Source organism: Mycobacterium sp. AZCC_0083, from assembly GCF_014202335.1.
Classification (GTDB): domain Bacteria; phylum Actinomycetota; class Actinomycetes; order Mycobacteriales; family Mycobacteriaceae; genus Mycobacterium.
In genome coordinates, this window is the sequence record NZ_JACHGP010000008.1 from 208,812 (window position 1) to 229,873 (window position 21,062).

General features: G+C 64.1%; 16 protein-coding genes. 3 read left to right on the forward strand and 13 right to left on the reverse strand.

Annotated elements, in window-relative coordinates; genetic code table 11:
• Nucleotides 1-13: 13 nt before the first annotated feature.
• The 5 genes from HNP02_RS20975 to HNP02_RS20995 form a co-directional block, all read right to left on the reverse strand.
• Entirely contained in the window at nucleotides 14-1,411 is a 1,398-nt protein-coding gene (locus tag HNP02_RS20975) for a polysaccharide biosynthesis tyrosine autokinase (RefSeq protein WP_184442110.1), read from the reverse strand.
• 165 nt (nucleotides 1,412-1,576) lie between these two features.
• A complete protein-coding gene (locus tag HNP02_RS20980) occupies nucleotides 1,577-3,436 on the reverse strand; it encodes a DUF4012 domain-containing protein (protein WP_184442112.1) in 1,860 nt (619 codons plus the stop codon).
• A gap of 738 nt (nucleotides 3,437-4,174) precedes the next feature.
• Nucleotides 4,175-7,039: a LuxR family transcriptional regulator gene (locus HNP02_RS20985; RefSeq protein ID WP_184442114.1), complete on the reverse strand. Its 2,865-nt coding sequence runs from the start codon at nucleotides 7,037-7,039 to the stop codon at nucleotides 4,175-4,177.
• A gap of 977 nt (nucleotides 7,040-8,016) precedes the next feature.
• Complete coding sequence (locus HNP02_RS20990) at nucleotides 8,017-9,237, reverse strand: RNA polymerase sigma factor (RefSeq protein ID WP_184442116.1); 1,221 nt, start codon at nucleotides 9,235-9,237, stop codon at nucleotides 8,017-8,019.
• Nucleotides 9,238-9,247: 10 nt separating this feature from the next.
• Nucleotides 9,248-9,952: a YciI family protein gene (locus HNP02_RS20995; RefSeq protein ID WP_184442118.1), complete on the reverse strand. Its 705-nt coding sequence runs from the start codon at nucleotides 9,950-9,952 to the stop codon at nucleotides 9,248-9,250.
• A gap of 155 nt (nucleotides 9,953-10,107) precedes the next feature.
• On the opposite strand from HNP02_RS20995, the gene HNP02_RS21000 reads away from it, so the two are divergent.
• Nucleotides 10,108-11,742 (forward strand): PE-PPE domain-containing protein, encoded by a 1,635-nt coding sequence (locus HNP02_RS21000; protein ID WP_184442120.1) that lies wholly within the window; start codon nucleotides 10,108-10,110, stop codon nucleotides 11,740-11,742.
• Nucleotides 11,743-11,757: 15 nt separating this feature from the next.
• Here the strand turns inward: HNP02_RS21000 and HNP02_RS21005 are convergent, their stop codons facing one another.
• The 5 genes from HNP02_RS21005 to HNP02_RS21025 form a co-directional block, all read right to left on the reverse strand.
• Nucleotides 11,758-12,654, reverse strand: coding sequence for a cyclopropane mycolic acid synthase family methyltransferase (locus tag HNP02_RS21005; protein ID WP_184442122.1), 897 nt, complete (start codon nucleotides 12,652-12,654; stop codon nucleotides 11,758-11,760).
• Nucleotides 12,655-12,809: 155 nt separating this feature from the next.
• Nucleotides 12,810-13,691 carry a cyclopropane mycolic acid synthase family methyltransferase gene (locus HNP02_RS21010; RefSeq protein WP_184442124.1) on the reverse strand — a complete coding sequence of 294 codons (882 nt, stop codon included), beginning with the start codon at nucleotides 13,689-13,691 and terminating at the stop codon, nucleotides 12,810-12,812.
• A gap of 131 nt (nucleotides 13,692-13,822) precedes the next feature.
• Nucleotides 13,823-14,725 carry an alpha/beta fold hydrolase gene (locus HNP02_RS21015; RefSeq protein ID WP_184442126.1) on the reverse strand — a complete coding sequence of 301 codons (903 nt, stop codon included), beginning with the start codon at nucleotides 14,723-14,725 and terminating at the stop codon, nucleotides 13,823-13,825.
• Entirely contained in the window at nucleotides 14,725-16,071 is a 1,347-nt protein-coding gene (locus HNP02_RS21020; RefSeq protein ID WP_184442128.1) for an AarF/ABC1/UbiB kinase family protein, read from the reverse strand. Before HNP02_RS21020 ends, HNP02_RS21015 begins: the two co-directional genes overlap by 1 nt.
• Before the next feature lie 50 nt (nucleotides 16,072-16,121).
• On the reverse strand, nucleotides 16,122-17,129 hold the full coding sequence (locus HNP02_RS21025; RefSeq protein WP_184442130.1) for an oxygenase MpaB family protein: 1,008 nt from the start codon (nucleotides 17,127-17,129) through the stop codon (nucleotides 16,122-16,124).
• 95 nt (nucleotides 17,130-17,224) lie between these two features.
• Here HNP02_RS21025 and HNP02_RS21030 point away from each other — a divergent pair, with 95 nt between their 5' ends.
• Nucleotides 17,225-17,821: a TetR/AcrR family transcriptional regulator gene (locus tag HNP02_RS21030; protein WP_184442132.1), complete on the forward strand. Its 597-nt coding sequence runs from the start codon at nucleotides 17,225-17,227 to the stop codon at nucleotides 17,819-17,821.
• Nucleotides 17,822-17,900: 79 nt separating this feature from the next.
• Here HNP02_RS21030 and HNP02_RS21035 read toward each other — a convergent pair whose 3' ends face one another.
• From HNP02_RS21035 to HNP02_RS21045, 3 genes are read right to left on the reverse strand one after another with little or no spacing between them, the layout of a single operon-like run.
• Nucleotides 17,901-18,815, reverse strand: a complete 915-nt coding sequence (locus HNP02_RS21035) for an alpha/beta fold hydrolase (protein ID WP_184442134.1) — start codon at nucleotides 18,813-18,815, stop codon at nucleotides 17,901-17,903.
• A 9-nt stretch (nucleotides 18,816-18,824) separates the two neighbouring features.
• A complete protein-coding gene (locus HNP02_RS21040; protein WP_184442136.1) occupies nucleotides 18,825-19,424 on the reverse strand; it encodes a DinB family protein in 600 nt (199 codons plus the stop codon).
• 2 nt (nucleotides 19,425-19,426) lie between these two features.
• Nucleotides 19,427-19,969: a DinB family protein gene (locus HNP02_RS21045; RefSeq protein ID WP_184442138.1), complete on the reverse strand. Its 543-nt coding sequence runs from the start codon at nucleotides 19,967-19,969 to the stop codon at nucleotides 19,427-19,429.
• Between the two features lie 62 nt (nucleotides 19,970-20,031).
• Here HNP02_RS21045 and HNP02_RS21050 point away from each other — a divergent pair, with 62 nt between their 5' ends.
• Nucleotides 20,032-20,988, forward strand: coding sequence for a YafY family protein (locus tag HNP02_RS21050; RefSeq protein WP_184442140.1), 957 nt, complete (start codon nucleotides 20,032-20,034; stop codon nucleotides 20,986-20,988).
• The last annotated feature ends 74 nt before the right edge of the window (nucleotides 20,989-21,062 follow it).

A 21,062-nucleotide genomic window follows, 5' to 3' on the forward strand; every position in this document is an offset into this window, starting at 1 on the left:
GCGGTGCAGGATTTCAGCGCGGCTGGTTCGTCGGCGGCTCGGGGCGTGATGGTCGCTGCGTGCTGTCATGGCCGTAGTAGTCGTAGCTGTACGATGCATTTCCGCGCGTGGGGGTCATGGTGAATACCGCGCCGAGGAGGGGAGCGCCGACATCCTCGAGTGTTCCCACCGCGTGTGCTAGATGGTCGCGTTTGGTCTGCCCGAAGCGGGCAATCATGAGCGCTCCATCAGAACTAGCTGCCAGAATTGCGGCATCCGTGACCGCAAGCAGCGGGGACGAATCCACGATGACATAGTCGAAATTCGCCCGCAATTCGCTAAGAACTTTTTGCGCTGCCAATGACCCAAGGAGCTCGCTCGGATTCGGCGGAACGGTCCCCGAGGTAAGGACCGTCAGTCTCGGAAATATCGATTTCTGCAGGACGTCAGAAAGCGACGTCGTGCCACTTAGCACTGTACTGAATCCCACTACCCCTATTAGACCGAGGTGCTTGTCCAACATGGGGCGGCGCATATCGCCATCGACGAGTACTACGTTGTGCTCGGCCTCGGCCAACGCCAACGCAATGTTAATCGCCGTCGTTGTTTTGCCCTCATGCGGCATGGAGCTGGTGACGATGATTACGCGGGGCGGATTATCGACGGCGAGGAATTGCAGATTCGTCCGAAGCTTGCGAAATGCTTCGGCAATTGCTGAGTTATCCTTGTCGAAGTGTATGTCCGGTTGGTTCCGAAGTTCTTTGTCGAGCGGAATGCTACCGACGAGTCCGACATGGGTGATCTCTTCAAGCATCTGTCGATCTTTGACGGTGTTGTCCAGCACTTCGCGGAGAACCGCCAGACCAGTACCCAGTCCTAAGCCGACAGCGAGGCCAACAATAAGGTTGAGTATCGTATTCGGAGATACCGGCCGCTTCGGAATCGATGCCCGTTGCTCGACAACAACACGTGCGTCGGGTCTGGCCCCATTTTCCGGAGTTTCCAATTCGCGTACCATGACGACGAACTCATCAGATAATGCGTTGGCAACGTCACGTGCACGGACGGGTGATTCATCAAGTACGGCTACGGCTATCAGGACCGAGTCGGGCTTCGTTGTCGCCTGAACGTTTTCGCGCAGCGTTTCTGCGTTCATATCGAGCCCGAGTTTGTCGATAGTGCGCTGCGCCAGAGTCTCGCCCATCAGCAGATCGGTGTACGAGATTACGCGTTGTTGGGAAAAGAGGTTGCCCTGATACATCTCGGTTACGGACGAGCTGGACGCGGTCGACACGAAGAGCCTCGTCGAAGCCTGGTAGAGCGGTGTCGCGAGTAGCGTGGCCGTGATGGCTCCCAGAATCGCGGCCAGCGTCGTAATGCATACGGTGAGCCACCGGGAACGCAGCAGTTTTATGAAGCCTTGAAGAGTCAATGCCGCCCCTTAACCGCTGATTGCCCGGCTCTCCGTGCTGCGTCATCGGACGCAGCATTCTGCGAAAGTATACCGTTCATAGTTTCCGCACAGCTCTGTAATGCGAATAGCGACGTGCAGAGCAAGACGTTGGATATGCTCGCTTTGTCGTTGCGGGCCTCGGCCTCATCCCGGACATTCGGGCACCGATATGCCGGGAGTGACGGAATCCAGCAACGGCTGAATCGGAACGCGCGGTGTACCCGGTGACGTCGGTTCGGAAAGGTGGAAGCTTAATTCGCCGCTTTTGCCTGGGGGTATGGCGACCTGTACTTCGAAGCTGGGGTGACCGCGTTCGGCGTTGGTGAATGTCGGCACCCGCTGTCCATTGGCAATTACACTCACCAATTTCGCATCTTTCGTTGCGAGAAGACGAACCGAGGTCAGCATGGTGCCGCTTGGGACCGCGATCGGGATTTGGGGAAGAAGGCCAGCCGAACTGGCGACGTAATCCGGTAATGACTTGTCCGGCGCCGTGCTTGTCAACCGGATAGTGACGGTCGACATTCTTCTGTCCCCATCGCAGCCGTCGGCTGCGTATTCGATTTGTCGCCTTAGATAATAGTCCATCTTGTTCCCGCCCAGATTGTTGATAACGACCTCGGCGTACGGTGCGGGATCATTCGGAATGGCATGTGCGAGTGGGGTTTCCTCAAGAAGTTTCTGGTCGGCCGGCGACGAACTCCACAGCGCGATTCGGCGTTCACTGACCGCCTTACCCAAGGCATCGAGCAGCTTACGCGGCGATTCGACCCCGGCGGTCATTTTCTGGACGACGGCGGTGGCGATATCCTGCAGGTAATTTTTGCGCGCGGTCTGGTCCGTAGGAAACCGGATATAGGCGGCCGATTCCGTCAACTCGACCACGTTGTCCTTCGTTACTACCTCGCCGTCCGGCATTGTCACGGATCCTTCCGCGCCGAGCACATAGCTCAGGGCGACCGGGTCGATGGCGATGACTCCGTCCACATTCATTCCCGACTGCTGATCCCACATCGACTTCCAGATTTGGGCCGCGTTGGGAAAGTGCGAGCTTTGATTGCTATTGCGAAAGTCGGTGAATGGATTGGTGAATCCGTATTGTTGTGTGAATTCCTGGCCAAGGTCGATGGGCGCGGAAGCCCCTTTGAGTTCGGTGTTTGGCTCCAATGAATCCACGGTGGCATCGCCATTGTCGAATCGAAGGATTCCAAATCCGCCGAGCAAGCCACCGGTGCCGCGTGCTTCGGCATTCGTTTGGAATCCCATGAAATAAGTCCTAGGGCCGTCCGCACCCATCATCGACGGTGCGAGACGTGCGGCCATAGCCGTATTCTGGATCGTCGTCGAAATGTCAGAGATTTGCGCTTGAAGTTGTGCGCGAGCGTCGCGGAGAAGCGACAGGTATTTGGGGTCTGAAATCGCCCGGGTATCAGCGTCGAGTTTTGTGGTGGCAGCTGATATCTCGCTCAGCTTGGGTGCAGCGTCGCGGAGCAGTTGCACGTTCAAGCGGTTGCTTTCGAGCAACCGGTCCGGTGAGATCGCAGCTCCGACTTGTTCGGAGGGCTGCAATACGTCGTCTACCAGGCCCAGTACGACATCAGTTATCTGTTGACCCGTCTCGAAGGGGCTGCCCAGCCATGGCACGACGGACGCGATGTTCCATGGCAGCGAATGAGCCGCGTCGCGTGCTGTCTGGGCATGGGAATGCGCGTTGCTTACCCATTTCGCGGCGTCCTCGGAATTCCCCTGCGATAGCGCATCTTTCGCCTGCTCGGCGCTGTGGCGCGCTTGCTCGAGGTTCGACTTCGCATTGAGGGCTTCCGAGCCCAGCCAGCACCCAAACGCTACGAGTGCGATGAGCAGGACGAGCCCGGTCCACCCGACGTCACTGCGACGCCAATACTTCGGTAGCCACCTTGATCGGCGCCCGTCGTCGACCACTTCGGGAGAGCCATCTTCGCCGTCCGACTCATGTTTGAACGGGTGTCGCGGAAAGATGCGCACTCAGGGGTCTCCTGTGCTCGACCGGGGTCTGCACTACGCGGGTGCAGCCATGACAGGCGTGGCTCTGGACGACGCACTAGCGGGCGAGCCCCGTCGGAGGCGACTAGGCGCAGCCGCTGCCGTATGAACCCGATACGGTGCCGTAAGGTCCGATCCGCAAAGTGACGCCGAGGACGCAAGCTTCGAAGTTGAGGTTTTGGGTGAACCAGCTATAGAGGGGCCGAAGGAAACCGGGGATCAGGGCTAGCGGATAAAACTGGAAGACCGTGGTTTGGGTCGGGGGAGTCGGGTTGGGAGTACCGAACCACCACAACCCATTCTGCAAGATGTTGGGGGCTGGGCCGAGTACAAGGCTTGCGGAACTACTCGCGAATGGCGATACAGTCGCGCAGTCAACCGAATCGCTCGGGTCGCACACAGTCGAGCCGATGCCGACCATCGGTATGGGCGCGGCCGGTTTCGCATTAGCGACCGCCGCGGGCGTGAGGACAGCGGCGGCGGCGATCACACAGGCCGCAGTCCCGGTTTGAATTCTCGTACGGATCGCGGTCATCGTTCCCCCAGCCGTTCATCACCGGACCTGTCTGCTCGCCTCGCAGACCATGGGTCCAACCGTCGGTTCTCCGGCAGCCTGTATAGAGGAAGATTAGCGATGAGCTGTGCCGCCGGAAACGGGTGATCCCCTATGGTTTGTGACCTTCCGCCCCTATCGGTGCGGCGACCAGCGCCTGGGCAAGGTTACGGTGGCCCGAAGGTCCACCGAGGCCTAGTCTGCGTCTGCGCAAAGGTTGGTGGTGTCGGCTCCAGTGAAGGTGACCGTGTGGTCGTTTCGTTGCTTTGCTGGCCGACTACTCGCCCTAGTTCTGCTCGAGTGTGGATGTTCAGCTTGCGGTAGATGCGAGCCAAGGTGGCTTCGACGGTCTTGGGGCTGATGAACACCGCGGCGCCGATGTCTCGGTTGGTCAGCCCGGAGGCCGCCAGTTCTGCGACGCGTTCCTCTGAAGGAGTAAGCAACATAGTTCGGGCCGCGCTGACCGGTGTGCGTGCCAGTTCATTGCGGGCCCGGTCTGCCCACAACGTTGTCTTCATTCCTTCGAACGCAACCAGCGCCTCTGTCAACGTCGTTGTGGCGGCGTCTCTTTGGCGCTGACGGCGTTGGAGTTGGCCGAGTAGTAGCTGAGTGCGGGCGCGTTCGAACGGCATGGGCAACCGATGATGTGCGGCCATCGCCTGCTGTGCCATGCGAGTCGCCGCCCCCACGTCCCCCTGGGCGGCCAACATCATGCTTCGGCAACGGGCGCCCATGGCCAGCATCCAGGCTCGGTCAAGCAGTGTGCCGTGATACACCAACGCATCGATCATCGGTTCGGCGTCCTTGAGGCGACCGAGTGCGATCATGGCCTCGATCGCATCAGGCAGGAACGCTGCGTTGACGATTTCGATGCCTGGCAGCGTGCTGAACCGTGCCACCAGCGGCTGTAAGGTTGTCAGGGCATCGGCACTGTTGCCCAGCGAAACCTCGAGAAACCCCAAGCTCATAATTGCCTGATCTGCCAGCCGTGGTGAGCCGCACCGGCTGGCCTCCTCGATGGCAGCGCGTGCATGGGTGCGAGCTTCCTGCTCGCGTCCCGCGTATGCGGCGATGACCGCTCCGATGGCATCGGCGATGACGAAGGCGTGATCACCGCCGAGCTGTTCGGCCCGTTCCATCGCGTCCGCGGCGGTGTGTGCGGCTTCGGTGAAGGCTCCTCGCCAAACGTCAATCAATGTGCCGTGCAGATCGATGAACATCAGGTGGCCGTCCTCGCCGCGTTCGATGCAGCGGTTCCGAACAACGGACACTTGTGCTCGGGCTTCATCCAGTCGGCCGGTCCACGCGAGCACGAGTGCGTTAACAGTGCTGGCGTCGAGGGGATTTGGGACATCGGCGTCGGGGTCCTCGAGTTCAAGCGCGCGCTCTAGCCTCGGCTCGTCAACACCTTGCCCACACACGAAGTTGACCATCACCCACATAGCGCACGCCTGGCTGCTCAGGGCCGGCAGGTCGAGTTCATCGGTCAGCTTCACCGCTTGGCTCGCATTGTCGAACGACATGTCGTACTCGGCGGTATTGAGCCGGGCAAACGACAACAGGATCAAGGTCTGCGCGAGCAGAGCGGGGTCGCTGTCGGCATCCTTCAGCGCACCGTGCAACATTTCGGCGGCCTGTGCAAAGCTGTTGCGGTACATGCACATTTCGGCAAGCAGGCCCACCGCGGTAGCTCGCAGTGGACCGGGTTCCAGCGCTCGGATGAAGGGCTCCAGGAGCGCGCGAGCGTGTCCGTAGTTGCCCGCATGGAAGTGGTATCGGGACGAGTGAATCCGGCGAAGCGGCGTGTTACCGCCGAGGCCGATCGCGAGGTCGACCAACTCGGCGGCCGCAGCCGAAGCACCCCGCGCCCGCGCGGCTTCCGCGGCAGTGTCTAGCGCCTCCAGGGTTGCCGGGTCCTCGCTAGTCGTGGCAAGCGCCAGGTGTCGGGCTTTGACCTCGGGCAGCGCCTCGACTTGGGCCAGCGCCCGATGCATCTTTCGGCGCCGCGACGGACGGGCATCGGTGTAGAGGCCTCGGGCAAGCAGCGGATGGGCGAAGCGCACCCGATTGCCTTCGATGCCGACAATGCCTCCGCTCTCGGCCGTTTCGAGGAGTACGCCGGCTTCGGTAGCGGTCAAACCTATGGCCTGGGCCAGCAGGTCCACAGTCGGATCGGTGACGCAAGCCGCGGCCAGCAGCACGTCTCGAACGTCGTCGTCGATATCGCCGATCCGGGAACGCACCATGTCAGCCAGCGTGCGAGGCAGCTCCCGCTCGGCGGTCGGTGATGGTTCATCCACCACACGCGCCAGCTCCAGTGCATAGAACGGATTGCCCTGGGAGAGCTCGGCGATGCGCACCATCATCGGGCGCGGAAGCGAGCTACCCAACCGGCCCGAAACGAGCGCATGGAGCCCGCCCACGCTCAAGGGGCCCAAACGGATACGACCGATGTCATTCTTGGTGCCCACACGCAGCCAGGTCCTCGCGGACGGGCACGCTGGTTCGAGGCGCTCGGTGACGAGCACCCCCACCCGTCCCTTGAACCGGCGAGCCGCAAAGGCGACTACCGCTCTGCTAGACGCGTCGAGCCATTGGAGATCGTCGATTGCCAGTAGCACGGGTGCATCCGTGGCGAGCATCTCCACAATCGCCAAGAAGGCGGCCGCCACCGTCCGTCGATCGGTTTCGGGACCCTCGTCGCCGCTGCGCAGGAGCACTCTGTCGATCGCGACCCGCTGCAAGTCCGGTAACCGGACGAAGTTGGATGACTCGACGTCGCTCAGCAGGTCCGCCACCGCCGCGTAGCCCATCGCCGATTCGGCCTGTCCCGCCTGCGCCGATAGCACGCGATACCCGCGCTCGCGCGCCTGCTCCGCGGCGGCGGACCATAGGGTCGTCTTGCCGATGCCGGCCTCACCCTCGATGGTGAGGCCCGATGGGCGCACGCAGACTGACATCAAAAAATCGGCTAGCACGCCCAATTCCGCCGTGCGGCATACCACCTGTTGAGACACAGCCCATCGTCGCATTTAATACAGCGATTTGACAGCAAAATGTGACCGGTCAGTTATCTGCGCTCTTAGAGAGTTCTGCTCGCGGTCAACAGTTGTACCCTCTCATGCTATTATGGCAAACGCATTGAGACGATATCGTATCGAACTAGCGAATTAGATTGCCGCCATATGTAAAATTGGTCGCTCCACCCGTCTCATGCGTTGTTGTATCGCCAAATTTGCCGCTTTTACTGCGACTAGTCGAGTGTACGGTCTTGGCCGCTCAACGGATCGACTCATTGCTGGTATCCAATCCAGCGCAATTCTAGCAAAATCGCTGAGGCGCTCAGTACATCGAGCAAGCAAATTGCTTTGCTGTCATATGCAAATCGGTGGCACGACCATCTCTTACGATGTTGTAACGCCACGTTTACGGCTTCGACATTGTCGTGCGCGGCGAGCAGTTTGCTGCACCCTCCCGTCACGCCGTAGGCGATGACGTAACCAATTCCGGCGGGTGCAGCGAATAAACTCGTAGTCACCGACAGGGCAGTTGTGGTCGGTATTTCGAGCTTCCTAGATAAATCAACTCACGCGCCATCATTGCTTCGATACAATCGGCAAACGATAGAGTACGTCCCCCATGCATCCCTACTGGTGTCCTGGCTCAACCATCGCGGGCACTGCCACTGCGGATGGGAAGGAGGGCGTCGCTGGCCGCGGAAGCGCCGTGTTGGATGTTCTGGACCACTGCGCCGAGACGGGTCACATACCCGTCTCTCTACCGTTCCAAAGTCGTCACCACTCTTCGGTGGCGGGTCAAACCTCGGTGAGGTCTAATTGACGTAACTGTCAACTCAGGGAGGGGACTCGCTACCAAGTCCGCGAGACAGCGCGGAGCCGCGGCAGGCGCCTATTGGAGGCGATTGACCACCTGTCACGGCAAAAGGTCCCTCGCGGTGAAACACGGAAGGGAACCGAATAATGCCCGCCCGCGTCGAGCAGGACCCGGGTCAATTCCGTTCACACTCCGCCAACCGCCGCGCCAAGAACTCACGCGCCGGCGCGGAACCGTTGTGGTTCAACGCGATCCGGTACCACTGCGCTGCCTCGGGCAGACGCCCGGAGCGGCGAAGGAGATCGGCTCGGATCGTGGCGACTGTGCCCGACCGCGCCAGCCGTGGATCGTCGGCAACGTCGTCCAGCGCCGACAGCCCGGCTTCGAAGCCATCGCGGAACCCGACGGCCAGCGCGCGATTGGCCCGCGCGACCGGAGAGTCGGCGATCGCGATGAGTCGGTCGTAGGCGGTGCAAATGGTGACCCAGTCGGTCTGCTCCCAACTCGGTGCCGTCGCATGCAGCGCGGCGATCACGGCCTGCGGCAGGTACGGACCGCCCGCGCCCGCCGCCAACCGCAACCGGTCGAGGCCACGCGTGACCCGACCGCGATCCCACCGAGTGCGATCCTGCTCGTCGAGCGGTACCAGGGCGCCGTCCGCGTCGACCCGCGTGGCCCGGCGTGAATCGTGCAGCAGCACCAGCGCTGCCAACGCGCGCCCGTCCAGCGACTCGGGCATCAACGAACACAGCTCACCCGCGAGCCGGACACCCTCGCCGCACAACTCGTCCCGGATCGCAGAAGGCCCCGCAGTCGACCAGTAGCCCTCGGTGAACACCGAGTAGATGCACGCGAGCACGTGCGGTGTCCGCTCCGGCAGCAGCTCGGCGGGAGGCACCCGCAGCGGGATGTTCGCGCCGCGGATCTTGTTCTTGGCCCGCGTGATTCGCTGCCCGATCGCGGTCTCGGACTGCAGCAGCGCCCTCGCGATCTCGGCGACCGTGAGTCCAGAGATCAGCCGCAGGGTGAGTGCCAACTGCGACGAGCGGTCCAAGGCCGGATGCGCGCAGGTGAACATCATCCGCAACTCGTCGTCGCGCACCGGATGCACTGCGACTCCTTCGATGTGGGCCCAACTGTTCTCGGCCACCGCGGCCAGCTCCCTTCCCGGCCGGACCGATTCACGGCGCAGGCGATCCAGGGCACGGTTGCGCGCCACGGTAACGACCCATCCGCCCGCGTTGCCGGGCACGCCGTCGCGGGGCCACGACCGCAACGCTTCTGCGAACGCTTCCTGGACGGCGTCCTCGGCGACGGTGAGGTCGCCTGACCATCGGGCCAGCGCCGCTACCGCGGGACCCCACTCGCGTCGAAAGACGCCGTCCAGGTTGGTCATTCAGCGGTGGTTACAGCCCGGAGACGCCGGCCAGCTGGCGCACCTCTACCGTGGTGGCCGGGATCATCGAGGCGACCTTGACGGCCTCGTCTTGGTCCGTCGCGGACAGGATGTAGAAGCCGTTGGCCACCTCGGCACCCTCGACATACGGGCCATCGGTGAAGATCGTCTTACCGTCGCGCACCCGCACCGTCGTCGCCATCGCGGGTGGTTGTAGCGCCGCACCGGCCTTGTTGTGAGCGGCTGCGGCGGCGCCGAACTCGCCGTGCGCGGCGATGCCTACCTCCCATTGCGCCGATCCGGGCGTCACGACCTTGTCGGCCGGCTCGAGCAGCAGCGCCAGCCAGTTGGTGCCGTCCAACGGCTTTTCGGGCTGATTCCACATGACCGTCGGCCACACCTCGATCGCACCGTACTTGGCCGCGGGGATTTCGCGTGCCAAGGCCAGGGCATCGTCGAGGTTCTCGGCCTCGAACACGTAGTAGCCGCCTGCGACCTCCGCGCTCTCGGCGAACGGGCCATCGGTGACGCTCGGGCTGTCCGGGCCGCCGGTGATCCGCACGCCGGTCGCCGACGGCAGCAGTGCGTCGCCGGCTCGGATCGCGGACGCGGCGCTGGTGTGGAACGCCTGGTAGGCGGCCATCTCGTCGGAGGCCTCCTGGTCGGCGTCGTAGCGGTGATCTTCAGGGGTGAGCAGCAGCGCGAAGTAGTGCATTGGGATACCTCCGGGTAGTGAGCGGAACCCTGCGTCCCACTCTCTACCGGTTCGACGAACGGCACCGCGCGAATCCGACAGCCGTCGGCAGATTCTTTGGCGACGAGTTCACAGTTCCGCCGTCGTGGTGTGGCTCCTCGTGTGATCTTTTACGTATGCGTAAAACCGCAAGGGCGATCGCCGTCATCGTCGTTTCACTGATCGCATCGGTGGCCCTCGCCGTCGCATCGGCGTTCACCGCCGCGTTCGCCTTCGGTGCCACCGCGCTGATCGTGCCCGGCACCGGTACGCCAGACGCCACCCACGTCGCTCAGTACATGGAGAACGCGCGGGACTACTACATGGGTGGGACGGCGTGCGCCAACGGTGGCTGCACCGACGCCGATCTGCACAGCGTCGTCTACCCCGCGTCGTTCTATCCGCTGTCGTTCATCCCCGGTTGGTGCGACACCAACTGCCAGAAGTGGGACGTCTCGGTTCAGCAGGGCGTCGACGATCTGAACCAGAAGCTGTTGACCGCATTGGCCGACCCCACTGAGCACGTCGTCATCTTCGGCTACTCGCAGGGCGGTGCCGTCGTCTCCAACGAGCTGCGTGCGCTCAGTGGCACGCTCACCGCGGAGCAGAAGGCGCGGATCGAGATGGTCCAGATCGGCAGCATCGACAACCCCGTTGGTGGGTTGTGGACGCTGCTCGGATTCCTCGGCCACGTCCCGTTCCTTGATGTGACGACGGGTCTCCCGACACCGATCGACACCGGAATTCCGTTCACCTCCATCGTCTTTCAGTACGACGGTGTCAGCAATTCGCCGATCGCGTGGGGCAATCTCCTCGCGGTCGCCAATGCGTTCGCCGGGTTCGCCGAGATTCACGGAACGTATCTCGACCCGAATCAGAACGGCGACTTCACCGGTCTGCCCGACGGCTACACGCCGGCCGAACTGCAGGCCGCGTTGAACGATCCGGCGAACATCAAGTTCGACGCGAAGGGCAACAAGTACGTCACGGTGCCGACCAAGGTGCTGCCGCTCGCGTCGCTCATCCTCGGCGTGGCCGCCCAGACGGGGACGACCCAGCTCGTCAAGCCCTTCGTCGATCTGCTGTCTCCGTTGGCCCGAGTGATCATCGACCTCGCCTACGATCCGAATGCGAATCCGGGGGTGCCGAGGTGGCTGTCCATCCTGCCCATCGCCTACATCCCCAATCCGATCAAGCTGGCCTTCGATCTGGCATCGGCGACCGGGCAGGGCATCCAGGCCTTCCTCAACGACCTCGGATTCGGCGGATTCGTTGCCCCGGCCGCACCCGCGCCTGCACCGTTGACGACCTCGACGTTGGCCGCCCGCACGATCGGGCCTGCGGCGGATGCCCCGGAGGCCGACGCATCGGCGAGCCTGGCGAGCGTGACCGAGTTGGCGTCGGCGAAGAAGTCGACGCCTGCCGAGAACAAGACCGCCGAGCCTGAGACCGCGGCGGTCGACGTCACGGATGCTGTCCCGGCCAAGGGCACGGAAGTCGCGACTCCTGCCACGGAGCCCGCGTCGACCGAGACGACGCCGGTCGAGTCGACTACGCCGGTGGAGACGACCACACCGGTGGAGACCACGAAGCCGGTGGAGACGACCAAGCCCGAGGAGACCACGAAGCCGGTGGAGACGACGAAGCCGTCAGACACCAAGCCCGACGAGACGACGAAGCCGTCTGACACCAAGCCCTCGGACACCTCAGGGGCGGACAAGAAAGACGACAAGAAGGATTCGAGCGACGCCGGTACGAAGGCCGCCGCCTAGGAGTTGCGGCGCCGTCTAGACCGCGGCGCCGGGCTTCAGGTAGGTCACCAGGCTGACGTCGAGCGCCTCGTCGACGAAGTAGAACTGGCAACCGGTCAGGTACTTCATGTACCGGTTGTAGTTCTCCTCGTCGGTGGCCGCGATGGCCTCGTCCTTGTGGTTCTCGAGTGCCGCGGCCCAGATGCCGAGCGTCTTGATGTAGTGGTTGCGCAACGACAGCGTCTCGGGCACATTGAACCCGGCCTTCTCGCCAACGGCGACCATCATGCTGGTACTCGGAAGCCGTCCGCCCGGGAAGATCTCTTCCATGATGAACTTGGCGAAGCGGGCCAGCGCGAAGGTCAACTTCTTTCCGCGGGCGACCATTTCGTCGGGGTGGTAGGCGACGCTGCTCTGAATGGTCATCCGGCCGTCGTCGGGCATGACGTCGTAGCAGGTCTTGAAGAAGTCGTCGTAGCGCTCGAAGCCGAAGTGCTCGAACGCCTCGATGGACACGATCCGGTCGACGGGGCTGTGGAACTGCTCCCAGCCTTCGAGTCGCACGTCGAAGGTGCGGTCGCTATCGACCTTTTCGAGCAGTTGGTTGCAATACACCTGCTGGTTCTTGCTCAGTGTCAGGCCGATGACGTTGACGTCGTACTTCTCCATCGCACGCTGAAGCGTCAGACCCCAGCCGCAGCCGACCTCGAGCAGCGTCATGCCCGGCTTGAGGTCGAGCCTGTCGAGGTGCTGGTCGACGTTGGCGATCTGCGCCTCGGACAACGTGACGTCCGGACCGGTGAAGTATGCGCAGCTGTACTTGCGGGTCGGGTCTTGGAAAACGCCGAAGAAATCGTCGGACAAGTCGTAGTGAGCCTGGATGTCCTCGAAATGCGGCTCGAGGTCCCTCGTGCCGGTGGAGTTTTCAGACATGTTTCTCTTACTGACCTTCCCTTGCTACTGCAGCTGCCGCCGATCTCGGACGGTCTTGCTGTGACCGTACCGTGGCGGGGTCCGTCGACATGCCAACTAGCACCTCAAGTCGCAAACCCTAGCGTTCACCGGGCGGTCGATTCCAATTCGGCCGCCTACTTCTCCAGCGTGAACTGGTGAACGTCGATGTAGCCGATCCGGAAGCCGTCCGCGCACCCGGTCAGGTACTTCATATAGCGGTCGTAGACCTCTTCGGACTGGACCGCGATGGCCTCGTCCTTATGGGCTTCCAGCGCAGCGGCCCAGGTGTCCAACGTCCGCGCATAGTGCGCCTGCAGTGACTGCGTCCTGGTCACCTTGAAACCTGCCGGGATGGCGTACTCCTCGACCTTCTCGATCGATGGCAGCCGGCCGCCCGGGAAGATCTCGGTCAGGATGAACTTCACGAAGCGGGCAACGTCGAAGGTCAGTGGCATGCCGCGTTCGGTCATCTGCGTCAACAACAGAGCCGTGATCGTGTGAAGCAACATCACGCCGTCAGCGGGCAGCACCCGGTAGGCCATCGCGAAGAAGTCCTCGTAGCGGTCGAAGCCGAAGTGCTCGAACGCGCCGATCGACACGATCCGGTCGACGGGCTCGTCGAACTGCTCCCAGCCCTGCAGCAGGATGCGCTTCGAGCGCGGGCTTTCGGATGCGGCGAACAGCGTCTCGACGTGTGCCTTTTGATTCTCGCTCAGCGTGAGACCGATGACGTTGACGTCGTACTTCTCGATCGCCCGCAGCATCGTCGAACCCCACCCACAGCCGACGTCCAACAACGTCATGCCCGGCTTGAGGCCGAGCTTTCCCAGCGACAGATCGATCTTGGCGAGCTGTGCCTCTTCGAGTGTCATGTCGTCGCGCTCGAAGTAGGCGCAGCTGTAGGTCTGCGTCGGGTCGAGGAACAACCGGAAGAAGTCGTCGGACAGGTCGTAGTGCGCCTGTACGTCCTCGAAGTGTGGCTTGAGGCCACCCTTCCTACGTGCCGTCTTGGCCATGGTCGAAGTGCCTTCCTGGCTGGTCAGCAGGTGGGCTGGAATGGGCGATGACTCCCCCGAGCCGTGCTGCACTTGCGATGTGATGCTACCTGCCGGGGCAATGCAGCCCGAATCGGAAGAGGCGTCCCTGCTCAGGGCACTTCGGCGAAAGTGGTCTTGAGTTCGCCGACGATGTCGTCCCACAACGGCTCGGGCAGGTCGTGAGCCATGCCGTCGAACAGGACCAACCGGGCTCGCCGGATGGACTTGGCGACGGCGCGGCCCCCGCTCGGGCGCATCAACTTGTCCGCGCGACCATGGATGACCACGGTCGGCGCGGTGATCAGCTTGTCGTAGGCCACCAGGCTGCCGCTGCCCATGATGGCGCTGAAGTGCCTGGCCACGCCGGCGGGGTAGTAGGCCCGGTCGTAGTACTCGGCGGCATCGGCGAGCACCTGCTCCTCCGGCACGGGGTAGGCCGGGCTGCCGATGATCCGACTGACGGCCACCGAGTTGGCGATGACGCCGTCGCGCGACGTGTCCTTCGGCCGGCTGGTGACGGCACGCAGTTGCTTGGGGCCGGGCGGCGGTAGCAGCGCCTGGTTGTTGCTCGAGAAGATGACCGCGAGCGTCTTGGTGCGGTGCTGATAGCGGGCGGCGACGATCTGGGCGATCATGCCGCCCATCGAGCCGCCGACGATGTGTGCCTTCTCGATGTGAAGGTGGTCGAGCAGCGCGGCGGCATCGTCGGCCATGTGCTCCAGCGTGTACACCGATGGGCTGGGCCGACCCAGATAGGAGCGCGCCAACCGCGGGAGCAGCTTCGCGCCCGTGTGGCCGCCCTCGACCTTGCTGGACAGGCCGACGTCGCGGTTGTCGTAGCGGATGACGCGCAACCCCTGATTGACGAGGCGTTCGCAGAATCCCGTGCGCCAGAACAACAATTGGGCGCCAAGGCCCATGATGAGCAGGACGGCAGGGTCGTTCTCGTCGCCCATGTCCTCGTAGAAGATGTCCAGGTCGCCCGACTTGGCGACACCCGTGCGCACGTTCATCAGCCGTCCAACTCGTCGGTGTGTTCCCGGCTGACCTCGACCATGAAATTGGCGAAGTACCCGGTCAGCTGCGGGTCGGACATCATCTGCCACTTCGGTGCCAGCAGTTTCATGTAGCGCTCCACGTAGAGGAATTGCTTGCCGATCAGTACCAGTTCGCGCGGCAGCTTGACGTCGTAGGCCTCGGCCAGCGTCGAGAGCTGCTTGCCGATCTCGGCGTAACTCAGGTCGCCAAGCGTCGACATGGTCAGCGGGGTGGTGAACTTCTCGAGGTCCTTGGCGGCCTCGGCCTCCGGCTTCACGTTGCCGACGGCGCCCATCAAGACCACGATCTTGCCTGCCGCTGCGTGGTCCTTCGTGACGAGCAGCGCGTAGACGAGCTCGCGCAGCAGCCAGCGGGTGCGCGGGTCGACACGGCCCATGATGCCGAAGTCGAAGAACACGATCTTGCCGTCTTCGTCGACGTAGAGGTTGCCTGCGTGCAGGTCGCCGTGGAACAGCCCGTGCCGCAGCCCGCCCTCGAACACGCTGAACAGCAACGCCTTCACCAGCTCGGTGCCGTCGAAGCCGGCCTTGCGGATGGCCGCGACGTCGTCGATGCGAACGCCCTGGATGCGCTCCATCGTCAGGACCTTCTCGCTGGTGAGGTCCCAGTAGACCTGCGGCACCCGGATGTTCTTGCCGAGCGGCGAGGCGTGCATGTGCGACACCCACGCGTCCATCGACTGCGCCTCGAGCCGGAAGTCGAGCTCCTCGGCGAGATTGTCGGCGAAGTCGGCGACGACGTCCTGCGCGGACAACCGTCGGCCCAGCTTGGCCAGCTCGACGAGTTGGGCACCGCGCTTGAGGATCTGCAGATCGGCGGCCACGCGCCGGCGGATGCCCGGCCGCTGGATCTTGACCACGACCTCCTCGCCGCTGTGCAGCGTCGCGTAGTGCACCTGGGCGATGGACGCCGAGGCGAACGGTTGCTCGTCGAACGAGGCGAACAGATTCGCCGGATCGTCGCCGAGTTCCTCCTTGAACAGCTCGTGCACTTCTCCCGTGTCGGCAGGGGGCACCCGGTCAAGCAGGCTGCGGAACTCGCGGCTCATCTGCTCGCCGAACGCGCCAGGGCTCGACGCGATGATCTGGCCGAATTTGACGTACGTCGGGCCCAGGTCGGAGAACGTCTGGGGGATCTCCTTGAGGACCTTTTGCTGCAGGGAGCCGCGTCCGATCAGTTTGGTGAGGACCCGTGCGCCGGTGCGCGTGACCTGCCAACCCGTCATGCCGATGCGGGCTGCTTCGACTGGCAACGGCACGCGATCCAGCCGGGCCACCTCGCGGTGCTTGGTCGAGTTCATACCTGCAGTGTCTCAAAAGCAGAGGTCAGGGGAAAAAGGTGTGGGTTGGGTCACACCGTTGCGAAGCCACTTTCGACGTCGGCGCGGCTACGAATCGGGTCGGTGCCGGGCACATGCGTGGGGACGGTGTGGGGCACGGTGGTGCCGCCGGCGACCCGGGCTTGCGCCTCGGTGAACTCGCGGGTGGGACCGGCCGCGGTGTGCAGCGCGTTGATGGCAGCCCAGACCGCCGTCCGCCGGGCGGTGCGCTCGACGACGTTGGGGGAGGTGTGCTGGACCAGCTGGGCGGCCCACTTCGGCATGGTGTCGCGGATGGCCCAGTCGATCGCGCTTTGCGGCAGTGGAAGATTCGGCCCGGTAGCCATCGCCGCGCCGTGCGTCAGTGCCAGCCGCGGCAGGTAGGACTCCAGGCAGTCGAGCGTCTCCGCCTTGGTCGTCGGGAGGTCGGTGCCGCCAAGCGCGTGGCCCACCCGGACGAACTCGCCGTAGTAGCGGTCGAGCTTCTTCCCGCGCAACGGCCGCGGGTGGTACATCTCGTGCGCCGTGGCCAGGCCCCAGACCACGGTCGCGTAGTTCCAGCGCAGCCAGTCCGGATCGTCGGCGTCGTAGGCGGCGCCGTCGGGCCGGGTTCCCTTGATGGTGTGGTGCATGGCCCGCACGGTCTGCGCGAGACGCTCGGCGGTCTCCGTCGACCCGTAGGCCGTGCCGATGAAGAACGCGACCGAATGGCCAAGCCGGGTGATCGCCCCCTTGGGGTCGAGGCGCGTGGTGGCGGTGCCGTTCTCGTCGCGCTCGACGAGCCGCGAGTGGTGCATGCCCATCCAGTAGATCGACGGGTCGAGTCGCTCCATGTAGGCGGCGCACTGCAGCCCGAACACCAGCGCCTCCATGTGCGAGTGCACGTGCCACACCGCACTGCCGGGTCCGAACCAGCCGGGATCGCCTGCGGGTCCGGCGAATTCGATGCCGCGGAAGTAGTTCCGCCGGACATTTTTGTACAGCCGGTCGTAGAGGCGCTGTTGTACTTGCTGCTCGACGATCTGGTGCGGCACGAACACGTCGGTCCTCCGTCGGTTTGACTACGTCCGTTGCCACTTTACTACTTTGGCTACACCCGTGACCAGACCTTCGTGATTGGACGTACGCTTTCTTGATGTCCACACCGACCAGGTGGGCGGGGGTGCCGCTCACCGACCGTCGCGCCGAACGACGCGGCCTGCTGGTCGATGCGGCCTTCACGCTGTTCGGCGATGGCGGTGAGGCCGCGGTGTCGGTGCGGTCGGTGTGCCGTGAGTGCGGGCTGAACACCCGGTACTTCTACGAGAACTTCCCCGACACCGACGAACTCCTCGGGGCGGTGTACGACGATGTCAGCCGCCAGTTGGGCGAGGCCGTCGCCTTGGCGATGGACGCCGTGGACGACTCGCCGCGCGCCAGGGCCCGCGCCGGCATGGCTGCCGTGCTCGGATTCAGCTCCGCCGATCCGCGCCGCGGGCGGGTGTTGTTCACCGATGCGCGGGCCAACCCCGTGCTCGCCAAGCGGCGTTTGGTCACCCAGGATCTGTTGCTCGATGCAGTGGTGGCCGAGGACGGCCGGCTACACCCTGGCGCTGATCCGACCTCGGCACTGGTCGGCGCGGCGATGTACACCGGCGCGATGGCCGAGCTCGCCCAGCAGTGGCTGGCGGGCAACCTCGGCAACGACCTCGACGCCGTCGTCGACCATGCCCTGGCTCGGGTGCTGGGTTAGTCGGCCTTCGCCGCTCGAGTTAGCCGTCGCCGAGGTGCACCTTTTGCAGGCGTCCACTCGAACTTCTTCTGCAAAGCGTTCATTTCGGCGCTGCGGCGCCGAAGTTTTCGACGAGCGCAGCGACCACCGGCCGCCACACCTGCTCGGGCAGGTCGTGGCCCATGCCGTCCACGACGACGAAGCGCGCGCCTCGGATGACGCGGGCGAGGTTGCGGCCGTTGCGGATTCGCACCAAGGGATCCTCGGAGCCGTGGATCACCAACGTCGGTGCAGTGATCGACCGGGTGAACTTCAGCAGGCTGCCGGTGCCAAGGATCGCGTCGAACTGCCGGAGGCCACCTTGCGGGTAGTCACTGCGCGCGGTGAGCTCCTCGACGCGCTGACGCAATTGGTCGTCCGACGGAAGGAAGTTGGGGCCGTTGATCACTGCGATGTTGCGGACCTCGAAGGCGAGTTTGTCCTCCGTCGGAGCATCCTTGGCAGGGGGATCGAACGCCAGCTTGATCACCCGCCAACGCGGTAGCGCCGACAACGGCTTGCCCGAACTGGTCATCAACAACGCCAGCGAGCTGACCCGCTCGGGATGACTGCCTGCCAGGATCTGGGCGATCATCCCGCCCATCGACGCACCGACGACGTGCGCCTTCTCGATCTGGAGATGGTCGAGTAGCGCGCGGGCGTCCTGGGCCATGTCGACGAGCGTGTAGGGCACCGGGCTTCGTCGCCCGAGCGCGTACCGGACGACGCGGGCGTACACCGACCCGTGGGCCTTCTGTCCGGACAGCTTCGTCGAAAGTCCGATGTCGCGGTGGTCGAACCGGATCACCCGGAACCCGCGCTGCAGCAACAGTTCGCAGAAGCCGTTGGGCCACATCGGGAGTTGGGCACCGACGCCCATGATGAGCAGGACGGCCGGGTCGGCGGGGTCGCCGAGATCCTCATAGAAGATCTCGACTCCCTCGCCGCTGACCGCCGTTCCACTCCGGGTTTGCATGAACCCTGTCTACACCGTGGCCGGCTTCCAGGGCTTGACCCAGTCGGTCTCCTCCCATCCTTCGACCCCGGCGATCAGGTCGTAAAGCGTTGCACCATCGATGGACTCGCGGATGATGTCGGCCTGACCGGCATGCCTGGCCAGCTCGTTGATCAGATGGTGGATCACCCAGCGCACGGTCCAGTTGTCGATGTCCTTGGGAAACCACGGCACGTCCTTCGGCACCGGTACCGGCGTATCCAGGTCGGCCGATTCCACGATGCGCAGCGTCTCGGCGTTCTGTGCCTTGAACTTGTCCAGCAGCTCCGCCACGGTTTCGTCTTCGCGCATGACGTACTCGTCGTGGTACTGGGCGACGATCTCCTCGAACGGCCGGGTGTCCTGCGGCGGAAGCGCCGGCGCTGCCTGAACCCGCTCCATCCAGCCGCGCTGGACGCCGGTGGCGTGCTTGATCAGCCCGCCGATCGAGAGCGCGCTCACCGTCGGCTTGGCGCGGGCCTGATCGTCGGTCAGACCGAACGCCAGGGCGGGGTATGAGCTCTGGTGGTACTCGACGAATACCCGCAGGGCGTCACGCTCGTCGCCGACGATGGGGGCTTGTCCTGGCATGTTCAGTTCTCCTTGTTGTTGGTGGTGTGGATGTAAAGGTCTCGTAGTAAAGAGATTTCGGCGCCGTGGTGGATGACTTCGCGGTTGATGTGCAGGACCAGGTCGAGCATCGGCTTGTCGGCCCACGGTCCCTCGGCCGGTCCGATCGGCTTCGCGAGGTCCTCAGCCGTCAGCTGCTGCACGCCCGACATCCAGTCGGCATAGGCGGTGTCGAGTTGGCGCAGGGCGGTCGCGGCGTCGGTCGCGTACTTCCACGTCTGGTAGTCGGCGGGCGGACCGTCGAAGTGCGAGTGGGCGCGCATCGCCAGCACGCCGACGATGACGTGGGCCAGCCGCCAGGCGATCGTCGTGACCGGCGCGGGCGTCGGGGGCGGGAACTCGAAGTCGATCGTTCCGTCGGCGTGCAAGGTCCAGCAGTTCGGCACCGGCTCCCAGAAGTACTCGTCGTCGGTGAGGCCGTCGAAGCGCGGACGCAACTGATTGCGCCAGTGCCACTCGAGCTGATCGGCCAGTTGAGCGGTCAGGTGGGCTGTCGTCGTACTCATGAAAATGAGCATGTCATCCATATAGGACAGAAACGGTCCTAAGAGTGCGGCAGACTCTTGGCATGTCCGAAACGACCAGCCGGGTGCTTCAGCTGCTCGGTCTGTTCCAGGGGCGACGGGTGTGGACGGGTGAGGAACTGGCCGAGCGGCTCGGCGTCACCACCCGCTGCGTGCGTCGCGACGTGGAACGCCTGCGCGACCTCGGTTATCCCGTGCACGCCAGCAAGGGGCACGGCGGCGGGTATCAGCTCGGCGCGGGGGCGGCGCTTCCGCCGCTGCTGCTCGACCCCGATGAGGCCGTCGCCATGGCCGTCTGCCTTCGGTTGGCGGCGGGAGGCAGCATCGCGGGTGTGGGGGAGTCGGCGCTACGGGCGCTGTCCAAGCTCGACCAGGTGATGCCCGCACGGCTGCGGTCACAGGTCTCGGCCGTGCACGACACCACCGTGACGTTGACGTCCAACCATTCCGACTCGCCGGTGGAGCCCGACGTGCTGATGACGCTCGCGCGCGCCAGCCGCGACCACGAACACGTCAGCAGCGGGTACGTCGACATCCGCGGCAACGCGACGCAACGCCGACTCGAGCCCTATCAGCTGGTCACCACCGGCCGCCGCTGGTACCTGATGGCCTACGACCGCGACCGGCAGGACTGGCGCAGCCTGCGGCTGGACCGGATGGCCGACGTGCGGGCGCTCGGCAGCACGTTCACGCCGCGGGAGGCACCCGACGCGGCAAGCTACGTGCGGCGCGCGATCTCGTCATCGCCGTATCGATACACGACGCGAGTCCGCTACCGCGCAACACCGGACCAGATCGCCAAGGTGTTCTCGCCGGCATCGGTCGAGATCGAGCCCGACGGCGCGGACGCATGCATCGTCACCACAGGAGCCGACGATCCCGAGCGGATGGTGCTGTACCTGGGCATGCCGGGATACGACTTCGAGGTCCTCTCACCACCCGAGGTGGTCGACGCCGTCCATGTGGTCGCCGATCGCCTCCGCCGCGCGATCACGACGTAGGGATTCAGCGTCGCGGGCCCAGGAGGCGTCGCGGTTTCCGCCGGGTCCGGCGGTCGGCCGCCGAGGCATGCCAG

Excerpts from the sequence above, each read along its gene's own strand:
- HNP02_RS20985 (WP_184442114.1), bottom strand. The coding sequence starts at position 7,039 with ATGCGACGATGGGCTGTGTCTCAACAGGTGGTATGCCGCACGGCGGAA.
- HNP02_RS20990 (WP_184442116.1), bottom strand. The coding sequence starts at position 9,237 with ATGACCAACCTGGACGGCGTCTTTCGACGCGAGTGGGGTCCCGCGGTA.
- HNP02_RS20995 (WP_184442118.1), bottom strand. The coding sequence starts at position 9,952 with ATGCACTACTTCGCGCTGCTGCTCACCCCTGAAGATCACCGCTACGAC.
- HNP02_RS21000 (WP_184442120.1), top strand. The coding sequence starts at position 10,108 with ATGCGTAAAACCGCAAGGGCGATCGCCGTCATCGTCGTTTCACTGATC.
- HNP02_RS21005 (WP_184442122.1), bottom strand. The coding sequence starts at position 12,654 with ATGTCTGAAAACTCCACCGGCACGAGGGACCTCGAGCCGCATTTCGAG.
- HNP02_RS21010 (WP_184442124.1), bottom strand. The coding sequence starts at position 13,691 with ATGGCCAAGACGGCACGTAGGAAGGGTGGCCTCAAGCCACACTTCGAG.
- HNP02_RS21015 (WP_184442126.1), bottom strand. The coding sequence starts at position 14,725 with ATGAACGTGCGCACGGGTGTCGCCAAGTCGGGCGACCTGGACATCTTC.
- HNP02_RS21020 (WP_184442128.1), bottom strand. The coding sequence starts at position 16,071 with ATGAACTCGACCAAGCACCGCGAGGTGGCCCGGCTGGATCGCGTGCCG.
- HNP02_RS21030 (WP_184442132.1), top strand. The coding sequence starts at position 17,225 with ATGTCCACACCGACCAGGTGGGCGGGGGTGCCGCTCACCGACCGTCGC.
- HNP02_RS21035 (WP_184442134.1), bottom strand. The coding sequence starts at position 18,815 with ATGCAAACCCGGAGTGGAACGGCGGTCAGCGGCGAGGGAGTCGAGATC.
- HNP02_RS21040 (WP_184442136.1), bottom strand. The coding sequence starts at position 19,424 with ATGCCAGGACAAGCCCCCATCGTCGGCGACGAGCGTGACGCCCTGCGG.
- HNP02_RS21045 (WP_184442138.1), bottom strand. The coding sequence starts at position 19,969 with ATGAGTACGACGACAGCCCACCTGACCGCTCAACTGGCCGATCAGCTC.
- HNP02_RS21050 (WP_184442140.1), top strand. The coding sequence starts at position 20,032 with ATGTCCGAAACGACCAGCCGGGTGCTTCAGCTGCTCGGTCTGTTCCAG.